This is a genomic window from Pseudonocardia sp. OZ21, assembly GCF_059359135.1.
The window spans coordinates 586114-600737 of the sequence record NZ_JCADBN010000003.1 but is presented as its reverse complement, the minus strand read 5'-3'; the positions used below and the strand labels follow the sequence as shown (position 1 = coordinate 600737).

At 71.1% G+C, this 14624-nt stretch carries 10 protein-coding genes and 2 tRNA genes; 3 read left to right on the top strand and 9 right to left on the bottom strand.

Annotation, left to right across the window (positions count from 1 at the left end; genetic code table 11):
• Positions 1–20: 20 nt before the first annotated feature.
• Both AC5L35_RS09685 and AC5L35_RS09680 read right to left on the bottom strand, forming a co-directional pair.
• Entirely contained in the window at positions 21–4991 is a 4971-nt protein-coding gene (locus AC5L35_RS09685; protein WP_495059206.1) for an AAA family ATPase, read from the bottom strand.
• 659 nt (positions 4992–5650) lie between these two features.
• Positions 5651–5785 carry a hypothetical protein gene (locus tag AC5L35_RS09680; RefSeq protein ID WP_495059205.1) on the bottom strand — a complete coding sequence of 45 codons (135 nt, stop codon included), beginning with the start codon at positions 5783–5785 and terminating at the stop codon, positions 5651–5653.
• Between the two features lie 21 nt (positions 5786–5806).
• Here AC5L35_RS09680 and AC5L35_RS09675 point away from each other — a divergent pair, with 21 nt between their 5' ends.
• Positions 5807–6337 carry a hypothetical protein gene (locus AC5L35_RS09675; RefSeq protein WP_495059204.1) on the top strand — a complete coding sequence of 177 codons (531 nt, stop codon included), beginning with the start codon at positions 5807–5809 and terminating at the stop codon, positions 6335–6337.
• Between the two features lie 85 nt (positions 6338–6422).
• Here AC5L35_RS09675 and AC5L35_RS09670 read toward each other — a convergent pair.
• The 4 genes from AC5L35_RS09670 to AC5L35_RS09655 form a co-directional block, all read right to left on the bottom strand.
• Positions 6423–6498, bottom strand: a tRNA-Arg gene (locus AC5L35_RS09670).
• Positions 6499–6554: 56 nt separating this feature from the next.
• Positions 6555–6644 (bottom strand) — tRNA-Ser (locus AC5L35_RS09665).
• Between the two features lie 53 nt (positions 6645–6697).
• Positions 6698–8671 carry an acetoacetate--CoA ligase gene (locus tag AC5L35_RS09660; RefSeq protein ID WP_495059203.1) on the bottom strand — a complete coding sequence of 658 codons (1974 nt, stop codon included), beginning with the start codon at positions 8669–8671 and terminating at the stop codon, positions 6698–6700.
• A 444-nt stretch (positions 8672–9115) separates the two neighbouring features.
• Positions 9116–9817, bottom strand: coding sequence for a dienelactone hydrolase family protein (locus tag AC5L35_RS09655; protein WP_495059202.1), 702 nt, complete (start codon positions 9815–9817; stop codon positions 9116–9118).
• Positions 9818–9894: 77 nt separating this feature from the next.
• On the opposite strand from AC5L35_RS09655, the gene hisC reads away from it, so the two are divergent.
• Positions 9895–10947, top strand: a complete 1053-nt coding sequence (gene hisC, locus AC5L35_RS09650) for a histidinol-phosphate transaminase (protein ID WP_495059201.1) — start codon at positions 9895–9897, stop codon at positions 10945–10947.
• Between the two features lie 91 nt (positions 10948–11038).
• Here hisC and AC5L35_RS09645 read toward each other — a convergent pair whose 3' ends face one another.
• Complete coding sequence (locus AC5L35_RS09645) at positions 11039–11314, bottom strand: GlsB/YeaQ/YmgE family stress response membrane protein (protein ID WP_169398057.1); 276 nt, start codon at positions 11312–11314, stop codon at positions 11039–11041.
• 144 nt (positions 11315–11458) lie between these two features.
• Positions 11459–12097 (bottom strand): response regulator transcription factor, encoded by a 639-nt coding sequence (locus AC5L35_RS09640; RefSeq protein WP_433277459.1) that lies wholly within the window; start codon positions 12095–12097, stop codon positions 11459–11461.
• Between the two features lie 425 nt (positions 12098–12522).
• Here AC5L35_RS09640 and AC5L35_RS09635 point away from each other — a divergent pair, with 425 nt between their 5' ends.
• A complete protein-coding gene (locus AC5L35_RS09635; RefSeq protein ID WP_495059200.1) occupies positions 12523–13542 on the top strand; it encodes a glycoside hydrolase family 16 protein in 1020 nt (339 codons plus the stop codon).
• 70 nt (positions 13543–13612) lie between these two features.
• Here AC5L35_RS09635 and AC5L35_RS09630 read toward each other — a convergent pair whose 3' ends face one another.
• Positions 13613–14596: an MsnO8 family LLM class oxidoreductase gene (locus AC5L35_RS09630; protein WP_495059199.1), complete on the bottom strand. Its 984-nt coding sequence runs from the start codon at positions 14594–14596 to the stop codon at positions 13613–13615.
• Positions 14597–14624 lie beyond the last annotated feature (28 nt).

Genomic DNA, 14624 nt, shown 5'->3' with positions numbered 1-14624 from the left:
GCCCGAAGGGATTCGAACCCCTAACCTTCTGGGCAACCGGGGACGGCGTGAGCCCAGCTCAGCGGGAGCTCGGCGTGCACGGTGGTGCCCGCGCCGGGGGCGCTGAGCACCCAGAGCCGGCCGCCGAGCGCTTCGACGCGGTCCTTGAGTCCGACCAGGCCGGTTCCGCCGGCGGGGTCGGCGCCGCCGCGGCCGTTGTCGCGCACCCGGACGTGCAGGGCGGTGTCGGCGGGGTCGGTGTCGACGGTGACGGTGAGGGCCGTGGCGTGTGCGTGTTTGGCGGTGTTGGCCAGGGCCTCGGCGACCAGGTAGTAGGCGGCGATCTCGATCTGTTCGGGCAGCCGGCCGTCGTGGCGGACGTCGAGTTCGACCGGGACGGTGGCGCGGCGGGCGAGGGTCTTGAGCGCGGGGTGCAGGCCGCCTTCGGCGAGGATCGCCGGGTGGATGCCGCGGGCGAGCTCGCGCAGCTCGTCGAGTGCGCTGGTGGCATCGGCGGCCAGCTCGTCCAGCTGGACCGCGAGTTCGCCGGCGTCGGGCGGGACGGCCGCCTGCGCCGCGCGCAGCTGCAGGGCGAGGGTGACCAGGCGTTGTTGGGCGCCGTCGTGCAGGTCGCGTTCGATGCGACGGCGGGTCTGGTCGGCGGTGGTGACGATGCGGGTGCGGGAGGTGGTGAGTTCGGTGTAGAGCTGGGCGTTGTCCAGGGAGACCGCGAGTTGGCCGGCGATGAGGGTGACCGCGTCGAGTCGGTCGGTGGTGAACGCGGCGCGGATGAGCCGGTTCTCCAGCAGCAGCACCGCCCGCAGGTTGCCGCGGCTGAGGATGGGCACGGCCAGCAGGGAACAGCAGGCGAGGTCGGCGAGGTAGGGGTCGCGGGCGAAGCGGTCGTCGTCGGTGGCGTCGGGCACGATTAGGAGTTCCTCGGTGCGTTGGACATAACGCAGCACCGACAGCGGCACCACGTGTTCGGGCCCGGTGCCGCTCACCGCTACGGTGTCGCCGCCGGGTGCGGGTAGCCGCCAGTCGTGGTGGTCGTCGCTCCACAGCAGCAGGCGCACGCCGGTGGCGCCGGTCATCGCGCCGAGCACCTGGGCCACGCGGGCGTGCAGGCTGTCGATGCTGGTCTCGGAGCTCAGCGCCTGGGAGGCGGCCAGGACGCCCAACAGGTCGAGGGTGCCGGTGGTGACCCTTCCGCGTTCCTGCACCAGATCAGTGGGCTGTTCGCCGCCTCCGGTGGTGGCGTCGGGGTGGGGTTGCTGGGTGGGGTAGGCCCAGTCGAGTTGGTCGACTTTGGCGGTGGCGCCCCAGGCGGCGTAGTGCTGGCGGGCCTGGGCGAGCAGCTCGTGACCGGCGTGGTCGAGGCCGCGGGCCAGGGAGAAGCGGGCCGCGCGTTCGGTGATCAACGCCCGGTGCCAGGGCCGTGTACGGCCGGCGACCTGGCGGCGGGCGGCGTCGAAGGCCAGCTCGGCGCCCCGGTAATCCCCCATCGCCCACGCCCGCTCGGCCTCCAGCCACCGCAACAGATGCAGGAAGTTGTCCGGCGCGTCCGCGGCACGTGCAGCCAGCCACCGCGTCGTCTCGTCCAGCTCGGACAGCAGAGGGGCGTGCTCGTCACCGGCTGTGTTGCGGGCTTGCCCGGCCAGGGCCAACCCACGCAGCAGGCGGGCCAAGGCGGTCGAGTAGTGGCCCAGGATGGCCGGTAGTAGCGGCATCGCCGCAGCGGTGTGCTGTGCCAGGCCGGGTGGATCGCCGAAGACGGCGGCGGCGATCGCCCGGTTGAGATGCGCGTACAGAAGCGCCATCGGGTTGTCGGCGTATCGATCGGTGGGATCCGCCGTACCGATCGGGTCCGAGCTTGCGCCGCGCAGCACACCGGCCAGCCACCGGTGACCGTCGAGCACCTGGCCGATCTGTTCGTTGCCGGTGCGCCGTGCAAAGGCGACGCCTGCCTCCAGCTGGTCGACGAGGTGGTCGAGGGTTGGCGCGCAGTCGAGCAAGAAGTACTCGATCGAGTGATAGGTGTAGCCGGCGTACGCCAGGGCGCCACCTGCGATCAGCCCCTCGCGGGCACGCAGAATGGCGTGGACACCGTTCTCAAGCGGCTGAAACCAGCAACTGAGGATGGCGAAGTAGTAGTACGCGTACGAGGTCTCGGGCTCATAGCCGCGGGCTTCGCCCCACGCCAGGAGCCGCCCCAACGCCCGGTATCCGGCGCTGTCGCCGCGCTGTACCACGGCGTAGTAAGAGGCGAAGCAGGCGGAGCAGACCAAGGTGCGTCCGGGTCCGTGCTCGCGCCAGATCCGCAGCGCTTCCAGGCTCAGCCAGGCAAGCCTGGTGTGGTCGGCGAGGAAAGAGACCGGCGGCAGGGTCGCGTCGAGCAGGCGGGTCGCAGCGAGCAGCGTGGGGTCGGTGATCTCCGGCCGAACCAGATCCTCGGCGGCGTCGGTGTCCAGCCACCGGTACAGGTACTCGAACTGGTGGTCGAGATCGGCGACGAGCTGGTCGGCGGCCGGAACGGTGATGCCGCACGCGCGCAGCGACTTCAGGCCCAGATCGATCGCCTCTGTGAAGCATTTGCGGTGGGTCAGGCTGCGCACCTGCACCGCCGTCGCGTCGGCGCGTTGGATCGCGTCGGGACACAGCTGCTCGATCGTGTGGTACTCCGCGTCCGCCTCGTCGAGGCGCCCGAGGCTGTACAGGGCGGAGTGGCGGCCGGTACGCACCTCGATCAGCGTGGCGGTCTCGCCCGGCGCGATCAGCCGTAGCGCGGCGACCAGCAGTGCGTTCACCAGCGTGTATTCCCCGATCAACGTCGCTTGGTCGGCGGCGCGGCGCAGCAGCCCCACCACCAGCCGGCGCTCCGCCGCCTCGGTGACGGCGTCGATCACCGGCAGGTACTGTTCGGCCGCCACCGCGAACAGCTCCGGTACCGCGGCCAGTCGCCGCGCGATGACCAGCTGCAGGGTGCGTCGCCGCTGCGGGGCCAGCCCACTCAGGACGACCTCGCGGGTGCGGTCGTGGCGAAACCGCACGGCTTCACGCGGCCCGGGCTCCATCACCAGGACGCCCTCGTCGAGGGCGGGCGCCAGTTGCTGGTCCACCACGCCAGGTGGCGCATCTGTGGCGGTATGCAGCAGGCTGATCTCGGCTCGCCCGCCCAGGCACGCCATCGCCTCGACCAGCGCGCGGGAGGTCGCCGGCATCGCCGCGACCCGCGCCGCCAGCAGCCCGGCCACCTCCGACCGGCCCAGACGAGCCCGCGCCGCCGCGTCGTCCCACCGCCACCCGGCGGCGGTCGCCGCCAGCACGCCGTCGCGTTGCAGGGCGTTGAACAGCTCCACCGTCTCGTACGGGTTACCGGACGTGCGATCGCTGATCATCTCGGCCAGGCCCGCCACGGTGGTCCGGTCCGCGTGCAGCGTCTCCGCCAGCATGGTGACCAGGCCCGACACCGCCAAGTTGTCCAGCCCCAGCCAGCGCACGCCGGCCTGCTCGCGCCACCGCGACAGCAATGCGGCCAACGGATGCGCCGGATCCATCTCGGCGTCGCGATAGGCCCCCACCAGCAACAGGCCCTCGACCGGTTCCTCGGACAGCACGAGATCGACGAAGCCGAGCGGGGTGCGCCCACCCCACTGCAAATCGTCGACGAACACCACGACCGGCCGTTTCGGCGACGCGACCGCCCGCAGCACCTGCACCGCCGCTCGCTGCGCCCGCGCCTGCGCGGTCAGCGGATCCCCCGAATCCGGCGCCACCCCCAGCAGTACGGCGAACTCCGGCACCACCGCGCTCAACAGACCCGCGTTCGCTCCGAGCGCCTCGAGGATCCGTTCCCGGACCTCGCCGAGCTCGTCCTCCGGCTCGACCAGCAACAGCCGGCCCAACGCCCGGAACGCCTGGTGACCCGCGTCGAACTCCACGTCCCGCCGGTACTGGTCGAACTTTCCGGTCACGATCCAGCCATCCCGGCCCGCCACCACCGGCCGCAGCTGATCGACCAGCGCGGTCTTGCCCACCCCCGGCGCCCCGCTGACCAGCACTCCCCGGCAGCGGCCGGCCAGCGCCTCGTCGAACGCCGCCTTCAACGCCGCCAACTCGGCCTCGCGCCCCACCAGCCGCGGCGGCAGCAACCGCAGCGGAACGTCGTGCTCGCCGATGCGCACCGGAGCCGCCGCCGGATGCGCCTGGGCGTCGCGGACCTGTTGCAGGTCGTGGGCCAGACCCTCCGCGCTCTGGTAGCGGTGGTCCGGTTCCTTCTCTAGCAACCGCATCACGATCTCGGACAGCGGAGCCGGCAGCGCCGGGTTCACCGTGGCCGGCGGCACCGGCACCCGCGCCAGGTGATCGTGGGTAAGACGCAGCGGGTCGTCAGAGCCGAACGGCGGTTCACCCGTGGCCAACTCGTAGAGCGTCGCGCCCAGGGCGTACAGGTCGGCGCGCTGGTCCACCGCCCGGCCGGTGCGCCCGGTCTGCTCGGGGGCGAGGTAGGGCAGCGACCCGACGATCTCGCTGTGGTGGGCGAACTCCGGGTGGATCTCGGCGAACGAGGTCGCCAACGCGAAGTCCACCAGGCACGGGGCCCCGTCACGGGAGATCACGACGTTGGCCGGGGTGATGTCCCGGTGCATCACCCCGCGGCGGTGCATCCCCGCCACCGCCCGGGCCAGTTCGATGGCCAGCCGGATCAGCTCATCGACGGCCAGCGGCGTGGCCAACCCGGCCAACGTGCTCTCCCCGGCGTCGGCCAGCACGATCGACCCCGGGTACTGCGGCGCCTCCACCAGCTGCGCCAGCCCTGCAACACTGCGCAGCCGCTCCAGCATCGCCCGCTCGTGCCGCAGCCGCCGCTGCGCGTCCAGCGCCCGCGGCTCCTTCCGGACGACCGTTCGCCCAGGGAAGACCAGTCGAGTGACCCGCGTGCGCGCGCTCTCATGCAGCAGCATCTCGCCCCGAGCGGGCGGGTCTCGGCCCGGCAGCGCGCCTGCCCCCATCGGACACCTCCGCGTACCCGGTGTGCCTACGCCTACCCGCCTGCTCGCGCAAGTACCTGGCCGCCGATGACCGCAGGTGGCCGGAGCGTTGAGGCTGCGAATGCCGTGAGGGGCTCTGCAGCCGCGGTTCGGGTCTCGTTCGCGACCGGTCGGCACGTTCGGCGAGTCCCCGCGAGCGCAGGTACCACGCTACGCGGACGACGCAATGGCCAAACTGGCGCAAGGACCACCCTGCGAGCGCGGGGAGCTGGACATAGTTGTCGATGACCTTGGTCGCGTAGCAGGGATCACCCCCAGGGACGCGGAGAACACTCTCGGCGCCGAGTTGAACAAGATGCCCGGGAGGGACACCCCCGCGAGTAAGCACGGCAACATCAGCGGACCACCCCCGCGAGCGCGGGGAGGCCGGCGGGCTGCCCGCGCCGTCCTCATCGGATGGTTCGGTCAGCTTCCGAGGTCGGGTTCCTCGTGAGGTCAGTGGAGATGGCAGGGGCGCAGCGGGGGCGCAGGATTCGGCCTTGCGCCCCTGCCTGCTGAGGTGCGTTTGCGCTGGTCAAGTGGAGTGCGGTGACCGTCAAGGGGCGCAAGGGGCGCAAGGCGTTTTCGTGCGCCCCTGCTGCGCCGCTGCGTCCGCCCCTGCGGACAGTTGGCGCGGGCGCTCACTCGTCCTCGTCGTCGGCTGCGGGCGTCGGGGTCAGCTCCACCCACCGTGTGCCGTTCGACTGGCCCGCGCGGAACGCGATCCCGGCCGCGTCCAGCACGTCCGGCGAGCCTTTGAGGCGCTGGCTGAGCACCTTCCCGGTGGTGCTGGTCGAGTGCGGGCTGCGCCGCGGTGGGAGGACATCGACATCGAGGCGCGGAGCCTCTTCGTGCGCCGGACCCTGTCCGACGTCGGCGGCCACCTGGTGTTCGGCGAGCCGAAGACGCGAGCCTCGTCGGCGGAGATCGGGCTGCCCTCGAGGGTGGTCGCTGCGCTGGAAGTGCAGGCGACGCGCCAGCAGCTCGAACGGGACGAGTGGGGTAAGGCGTATGAGGATCAGCGCCTCGTGTTCGCCCGGGATGGCGGCGCCCCGCTCCGGCCGGAGCACGTGTTGAAGCGGTTCGGCCCGCTGTGCCGGGCGGCCGCGGTCACGCTGATGATCGGTCCGGTGTCCCGCTGCCGGTGGTGTCGAAGGTGCTCCTGCCACACGCAGCTGGCGATCACTGCAGATCTGTACGGCCACCTCACGCGGGACATCGCGGCGGGTGCAGCCGACACCTACGGCGCGGCTCTCGACGCGGCTGCCGCGGAGCGGGCGGCGGAGGCCGCGACCCGGGCCGCCATGGCACCGAACGGGGCCGGTTAGAAGAGAACACCCTCGCAACACACTCGCATGATCATGGAAACAACGCTGGCGGCTCTCCAGATTCGGAGAACCGCCAGGTCAGCAATGGTGCGCCCGAAGGGATTCGAACCCCTAACCTTCTGATCCGTAGTCAGATGCTCTATCCGTTGAGCTACGGGCGCGTGCTCTTCAGTTGTCGTACTCCGTCGCAGCCGATGTTACCCGACCACTCCAGGTGCGGAGGCTCCGGGATTTGAACCCGGGATGGGGGGTGACCCCAAACCGCATTAGCAGTGCGGCGCCATAGACCAGACTAGGCGAAGCCTCCCGGGGCCTCTCGGCCTCCAGCGGACACCAGACTACACATGCCGTTCCGGCCGATCACGCCCCCCCGGGGGTCACCAGCGCGAGGAACGGAGCGAGCGCCTCGGGGTTCTGGAGGGCCCCCCGGCTCACGGCCTTGTCCGGCGCCACACCCGAAAGGATCTTCTTGACCGGTACCTCGCACTTCTTGCCGTTGAGGGTGCGTGGGACGGCGTCCACGACGATGAACCGGTCCGGGACGTGCCGGGGCGACAGCTCGGAACGCAGGGTGCGGCGCAGGCCCGGCTCGACGTCCTCCAGCGATGCTCCCGGGGCCAGCACGACGAAGCAGAGCAGGGCTCCGTCGTCGCTGGCGGCGAGCTCTGTGGTGTCGATCACCAGTGAGTCGAGGATCTCCTCGACGCCCTCGACCACGGCGTAGAAGTCGGCGGTGCCCATCCGGACGCCGCCGCGGTTCAGGGTGGAGTCGCTGCGGCCGTAGATGACGAAGGAGTTGCGCGGTGTGAGCCGCACCCAGTCCCCGTGGCGCCAGACACCCGGGAAGTCCTCGAAGTAGGCCTCGCGGAGCCGGGCACCGTCGGGGTCGTTCCAGAACGACACCGGCATCGACGGCATCGGCTGGGTGATGACCAGCTCGCCCACCTCGTCGACGAGTTCCTTGCCGGACTCGTCGTATGCGGCGACCGCAGCGCCGAGGGCTGCGCAGGAGATCTCGCCGAGCCACACGGGCACGAGGGGGGACGCGCCGACGAAAGCGGAGCACACGTCGGTGCCACCGGACACGGAGCAGAGCTGGATGTCCTCACCCACGGCGTCGCCGACCCACCGGAAACCCTCGACCGACAGCGGCGCCCCGGTCGATCCGATCGCGACGAGCGACCCCAGGTCGTACTGGTCGCGGGGGCGCAGCCCGGACTTGAGGCTGGACTGGATGAACGGCGCCGACACCCCGAAGTAGGTGATGCGGTGGCGTTCGACGAGCTTCCACAGCGCGCCGAGGTCGGGATGGCCGGGGTTGCCGTCGAACAGCACGACGGTGCTGCCCACCAGCAGGCCCCCGATGAGCAGGTTCCACATCATCCAGCCGGTGGTGGTGAACCAGAAGAAGCGGTGACCGGGGCCGAGCTCCATCTGCAGGCCCAGGGACTTCACGTGCTCCAGGACGATCCCGCCGTGGCCGTGCACGATGCCCTTGGGCAGTCCCGTGGTGCCGGACGAGTACAGCACCCAGAGCGGGTGGTCGAAAGGCACGGGCTCGAACTCCAGTGGCGCGTGCGTCGCGGTGAAGTCGTTCCACGACACCGTGCCGTCGAGCGTCGCGTCCTCGTCCAGGTACGGGACGAGGACGGTCGCCGTCAGCATCGGCAGCTGCGCACGCAGGGCCTCGATGTTCGCGCGGACGTCGAACCGCTTCCCGCCGTAGACGTAGCCGTCCACGGCCAGCAGCACCGCCGGCTCGATCTGCGCGAACCTGTCGTGCACGGCCCGCGCGCCGAAGTCCGGCGAGCAGGACGACCAGATCGCACCGAGGCTGGCAGCAGCGAGGAACGTCACCAGCGTCTCGACGCAGTTCGGGGCGAGGGCGACGACCCGGTCCCCCCGGCCGACCCCCATCCGCACCAGGCCCGCTCGCGCCCGGCCGACGAGGTCGCGCAGCTCGGCGTGCGTGACCGTCCGCTCCAGGCCGTCCTCGCGAGCGAACACGAGTGCGATGTCGCCGTCCTCCCGGCCCGGGCCCGGAGTCAGCGCGTGCTCGGCGTAGTTGAGCGTGGCGCCGGGGAACCACTTTGCGCCCGGCATCTCACGCCCGCCCAGCGCCGCACTCGGCTGCGTGTGGAACCGGACACCCTCGAACTCGGCGACGGCGGACCAGAAGCCCTCCAGGTCCTCGACCGACCAGCTGTGCAACGCCGCGTAGTCGGGCACGTCCACCCCGCGGTGGTCCTGCACCCACGCCATGAACTCGGTCATCGGGCCGACGTGGTGCGGGTCGGGAGTCCACAGGACGTCGGGGATCTCGGACGCAGCCATGACGGTCAGCATGCAAGCCGCCGACGGGTCGCGCCAGGGCCGACCGGGGCGGGGAGAGGTCGTGCACGTCTCCCCGGCCTTGTAGTGGGTCCACACACCACGACACGGCCCATCAGCGCGCCTCGGACATGGGCTGCCGCCCCACCCCGCGCATGACCTCACATGGGTCTGCTCGTGGCCCACGGCACAGGTGGCCGCAGGCCCCGCCGGCAAGCTGGACGGGCATCCCCCCGCGCCGGATCGGGGCGACTCGGGGCTCCTCGATCGGGCGACTCGCGCGCAGGAACGGGCGACTCGCGGGCGTGGGCGGGCCGCTCGCGCACGGAAACCGGGCGACTCGCGCAGCCGTGGCGGGCGACTCGCGCGGCCGGAGCGGGCGACTCGCGCACACCAAACGGGCGACTCGCGCGGCCGGAGCGGGCGACTCGCGGGGTGGGCGGGGCGTCAGCGCAGGTGGGAGTCGAACCAGTTCAAGGTGCGCTGCCAGGCGTCGGCTGCGGAGTTCGGGTCGTCGTCGAAGCGGTGGCCGCTGTGGGGGTACACGACGACGTCCGTGGCCACCTCCGAGGAGCTCGCCGCGTCGCGCAGCCTGCTGATCCCCGGGTCCGGCTCGCCGTCGGCCGTCTCGCCGTAGATCCCGAGCCAGGGGCAGGTGAGTCCGGGGGCGGCCTCGATCAGTGACGGGAGACCCGTGGAGGCGGCGTCGGCGATGCCTTCCCCCGCCACCGTGACCGCGGCGCCGAGCCTGCGGTTGGCCGCCACCACCAGCGCGACCGAGCCGCCGAGGTCGAAGCCGATGACGCCCATCCGGTCGGCGGTGATGTCGTGCTCGGCGAGCCAGCCGAAGGCCGTGTCGGTGTCGGCCATGATCTGCTCGCCCTCGAGCCGGTCGACCTGCTGCTGGACCTCGTCGTCGGCGGCGCCGTCCAACTCGTCGGCCCCGTCGCGGTGGTAGAGGTGCGGCGCCACGGTGAGCCAGCCGTCCCCGGCGAGACCTTGCACGAGCCCGCGCACCGCGTCGGTGACGCCCCGCGCCTCGTGCAGGACCACGATCCCGCCGCGCACCGGACCGTCCGGCTCCGCCACGGTGAGTCGCAGAGAGCTGCCATCGACCAGCGGGACGGTCTCCGTCCTGATCTCGGTCATGGCCACAAGGGTTGCACGGCTCAGCGAGTGAGACAGCGGCGGGCACGTCGTGGTGGCGACACACATAAGGTGTCCACATGACGCTGATCCGCCCCGATCTCGACACGCTCCCGGCGTACGTCCCCGGACGCGCGATTCCCGGGGCGATCAAGCTGGCGAGCAACGAGGTGTCGCTGCCCCCGACACCCCGGGTGCTCGCAGCGATCGCCGAGGCCGCCGCAGGTGGCAACCGGTACCCGGATCTCGCCGTCACGGGCCTCACGGCACGCCTCGCGCAGTACCTCGGCGTGGACACCGAGCGGATCGCCATCGGCTGCGGGTCCGTCACCTTGTGCCAGCAGCTCGTGCAGGCCACCTGTTCCGAGTCGTCGGACGAGGTCGTGTACGCCTGGCGCTCGTTCGAGTCCTATCCGATCGTGACGCAGATCGGCGGCGCGACGATCCGCGCGGTGCCGCTGGACGCCGACTTCCGGCACGACGTCGACGCCATGATCGCCGCCGTCACCCCGCAGACGCGCCTGGTGATCGTCTGCAGCCCGAACAACCCGACGGGCACGGTCGTGACGCGCGACGAGATGGAGCGGCTGCTCGTCTCGGTCGGTCCCGATGTCCTGGTGGCACTGGACGAGGCGTACTACGAGTACGTCACGGACCCGGAGGCCGTCGACGGGATGGCACTGATCGACGCCCACCCCAACCTGGTGGTGCTGCGGACGTTCTCCAAGGCCTACCGCCTCGCGGCGCTTCGGGTGGGGTACGCCGTCAGCTCGCCTGCGGTGACGACCGCTCTGCGGAAGGTGTGCTCGCCGTTCAGCGTCAGCTCGGTGGCGCAGGCCGGGGCGATCGCGGCTCTCGACGACGCTGCCGAACTGCTCGCCTGGTGCAAGGACGTGGTCACCGAGCGGAGCAGGGTGCGCGACGCGCTGCTGGAGGCCGGCTACACCGTGCCGGTCTCCCAGTCCAACTTCGTGTGGCTCGCGCTGGGCGACCGGACCGGTCCGTTCACCGCGCACTGTCTTGACCACAAGGTGGTCGTCCGTCCGTTCGCCTCCGACGGGGTGCGGGTGACGGTGTCCGCGCCCGACGAGAACGACGCCTTCCTGGCCGCGGCTCGGTCGTTCACGGGCTGACCCGCCCACGGGCGGCGGCGAACCTGCCCTGAGACGACACCGGCCCGGCCCCGACCACGCTGTCGGGACCGGGCCGCTGCGTGCGCGAGCGTCAGCGAGTGACCCCGCGCCTGCCATAGGCACCTGCCACGATGGTGACACCGATGGCGGCGACGACAATCTGCAGAATGAGTTCGATCCAGTCGATGCCGCCGGTGCTGGCCACGCCGAACAGCCTCGCGATGAACGTGCCGATGAACGCGGCCACGATTCCGACCAGAATGGTCAGCCAGATCGGAATGTTCTGCTTTCCGGGCGCCACGAGCCGCCCGAGGAAGCCGATGATGGCACCGATGACGATCGCTGTGATGATCCCGGTCACGGTCATTGCAACTCCCGAGGTTCCTCAGGGCCGACCCCTCGCGACCCGCGTGTGCACTGGGTAGCACGGGGTGAGCGGCCCTGCACGCCTGGAGACCGGATGACACCCGAAGCGTTATCGCTCCATAGGGTCACGGCCACCTGGCGGGCCTCAGGGCTCGAGGACGTACCCCTCACCACGGACGGTGCGGATCCGTTCGGCGCCGATCTTGCGGCGCAGGTAAGAGATGTAGACCTGCACGAGATTGGCGGACGCCGGCTCGGACCAGACGGCGCTCGCCAGCTTGTCCGGGGAGACGACTTCACCCGGGTCGGCGAGAAGCGCCATCAACATCGCGAATTCGGTGGGAGACAACGAAACCGATTGTCCGTCGACGGTCACCTCCCCGAGTTCGGTGTCGACGGTCAGCTCACCGTGCCGGATCACGGTGTTCTCGACGGCGGCACCGAGCCGCAGCCGGAGCCGGATCCGCGCGGCGAGTTCGTCGACGGCGAAGGGCCGCAGCAGGTAGTCGTCGCGGTCGCCGCGCAGCTGACCGAGCAGGCTCGCGCGACGTTCCCGCGGGGTGACCGCGATGACCGGCACGTTCGGCGCCTCGGTCTGGACGGCCGCGAGTACCGCAGCCTGGTCCGGTCCGGGCAGCTCGACATCGAGCACCAGCAGGGCGGGGTCGCGCGAGCGGACGGCGTCGAGCACGCCGATGCCGTCGCTGACGGGGCTGACCGACACCCCTTCCGACCGGAGGCTGCGCAGCACAGCAGCCGACGCGGCCGTCGGGGGTAGCGCCAACAGGACATGATCGTTCGGGGGTACGGACACACGTGTCGACAGTGCTGTCGACACGTACGAGGACGCACCCCCCGGGGGAGCAGCGGGGAGCATCGCGCCTAGCTTCTCGCAGCCGAGCCGCGATAACAATCGTCTAACGGAGCAACCTTGAACGTTCTGAGAGGTACATCCCGGTCAGCTGAGAGCCCAGGTACTCCGAATGGAGTACTCAAGCTGCCCCATCCGTCCGTCTGACGTCGTTTTGGCGCGCCTGACCGACCTGCTGGCGCGAACGCGCAACCTGACCTCTCAGGTTTGCTGATCATCGGGCTCCACCTTCTTTATGGTTCCGCCCCATGCGACGGACAACCTCCGCTGCGGAAGATCGCTCGGAATCCCCGACCGAGCTGATCGCACGAATTTCCGCAGAGCACGGCTCCCCCACCGTGACCCAGGGGCGGCGTCATCGCCGCCGTGCGGGCGAGAACGTCGACGCCGTAGTCACCTCCGACCCGCTTCCCCAGCGCTCCCTCACCCGCAGGCTGGCTCCGCTCGCGATCGGCGCCACGGTGATGCTGGTGGCCACCACGGTCGCCACCACCCTGCGACCTGCTGAGGACACCTCGCTCGCCGCGCCCGAGCTGAGCACGGCGATCGTTCGGACCGACCCGACCACGACGCTCGCCGTTCCCACCGATGCCCTTCCGCTCCCCACCACGAGCGACGCACCCGAGGCCACCAAGGACGCTCCGGAGTCCAAGGAGGCAACGAGCTCCACCACGAAGAGCACGTCGCGGAAGCCGGCCCCACCGCCGCCCGTCGCGAAGGCCGTGAGCGACGGCAAGCAGGCCGCGCAGCGCCTCGGCTGGACCCCGGCCGGTGGCGACGAGTTCAACAGCGGCCTGAGCTCGAAGTGGGGCGTGTACGAAGGCGAGGGGAACGCCGGCAACGGCACCCGCTCCGAGAAGCAGGTCAGCGTCGAGAACGGCTCGCTCGTCATCCGAGGCGACTCGAAGGGCAACAGCGGCGGCATGGCGTGGAGCGACGGCCAGCGCTTCGGCAAGTGGGAGATGCGCGCGAAGTTCCCCGCCGGTGACTCGCAGTACCACCCCGTGCTGATCCTCTGGCCGAGCGACCACGACTGGCCGGAGGGTGGCGAGATCGACTTCGCCGAGACCACCAGCGCCTCGGACGACGTGTCGTTCTTCCTGCACTACAGCGCCAGCAACCAGCAGAAGTCGGCCACGAAGAAGCTCGACATCACCCAGTGGCACAACTACGCCGTGGAATGGGTGGACGGCCGGATCACCGGCTACATCGACGGCGAGAAGTGGTTCGAGAGCACCGACTCCAAAACGATGCCTCCCGGCAAGATGCACGCCACGATCCAGCTCGACTACTTCCCCGACGGCGGCACTCCCAAGTCGTCCGAGATGCTCGTCGACTACATGCGGATCTACAAGTAGCTACTGCCGCCCGTCGCACACCCGTCCCGCCCGGCGCTCCCCACCGGGCGGGACGTTGTGTTCTGCGGGGTCAGTCGGCTGACGGGAACATCCGGACGAGCCGCGCGTCGGACTCGCGCAGTGCGGCCCGGTCGAACGTCGAGGTGGACGCGAGCAGTTCGTCGGCGCCGGTCCGGGCGAGCAGGTCACCCAGTTCGTCGGCGACCGCGGCCTCGTCGCCGTGCACCGTCCGGCCCACCGCCTCCTCGACCACGGCGCGCTGCCGCGCCGACAGCGGGCGGCCGAGGTCGACGGGTTCCAGCGCGGGGAACTGCCCGGTCGTGCGGGCCGCCGCCAGTGCCCACGCCTCCGGGAGCGCGAGCTCGCGAGCCGCGGCAACCGAGTCGGCCACCAGCACGTCGCGCGACACCACGACGTAGGGCCGCGCCCCCGCCGCGCGGACGCGGGCGCGGTAGTCGGCCAGCTCCTCGCCGATCCCGTCGCGGTCGAGCGCCGGCCCTCCCAGCACCACCGGCAGGCCGGCGTCCCCGGCAACGGCCAGGCCACGTGCGGTGGCGAGCACGAACAGCGGGACGGGCCGGTCGAGGCGCGGCCGCACCGTGACGGGGGCGGTGCCGTCCAGGTAGGCGCGCAGCTCCGCGAGATCAGCGGCGAACGTGTCGGGTGCGGCCTCGTCGCGCCGCAGTGCTCTGCGGACCGGCGGCGTGAAGCCGAGCGAGCGGCCCGCACCCAGGTCGATGCGGCCGGGGAACAGCGCCTCCAGCATCGCGAACTGCTCGGCCACCACGATCGGCTGGTGGTTGGGCAGCATCACCCCGCCGGAGCCGACCCGGATCCGCTCCGTGCGAGCAGCCACCGCGGCGATCAGAACCGGTGGGCTCCCGCTCGCGATGCCGGGGACGGCGTGGTGCTCGGCCACCCAGAACCGGTGGTAGCCGAGCTGTTCCGCGCGCTGGGCCCGGGCCACGGTGTCGCCCAGCGCGGCCTCGTCGGGCTCTCCGGACCTGGTGCGCGACCGGTCCAGTAGCGAGAGCCGCACCTGCGGAAACATCATGAGCGGCAACACGCACCGTTCAGGAGGA

Coding starts and splice junctions, on each gene's coding strand:
- AC5L35_RS09685 (WP_495059206.1), bottom strand. CDS start 4,991: ATGGGGGCAGGCGCGCTGCCGGGCCGAGACCCGCCCGCTCGGGGCGAG.
- AC5L35_RS09660 (WP_495059203.1), bottom strand. CDS start 8,671: ATGGCTGCGTCCGAGATCCCCGACGTCCTGTGGACTCCCGACCCGCAC.
- AC5L35_RS09645 (WP_169398057.1), bottom strand. CDS start 11,314: ATGACCGTGACCGGGATCATCACAGCGATCGTCATCGGTGCCATCATC.
- AC5L35_RS09630 (WP_495059199.1), bottom strand. CDS start 14,596: ATGATGTTTCCGCAGGTGCGGCTCTCGCTACTGGACCGGTCGCGCACC.
- AC5L35_RS09655 (WP_495059202.1), bottom strand. CDS start 9,817: ATGACCGAGATCAGGACGGAGACCGTCCCGCTGGTCGATGGCAGCTCT.
- hisC (WP_495059201.1), top strand. CDS start 9,895: ATGACGCTGATCCGCCCCGATCTCGACACGCTCCCGGCGTACGTCCCC.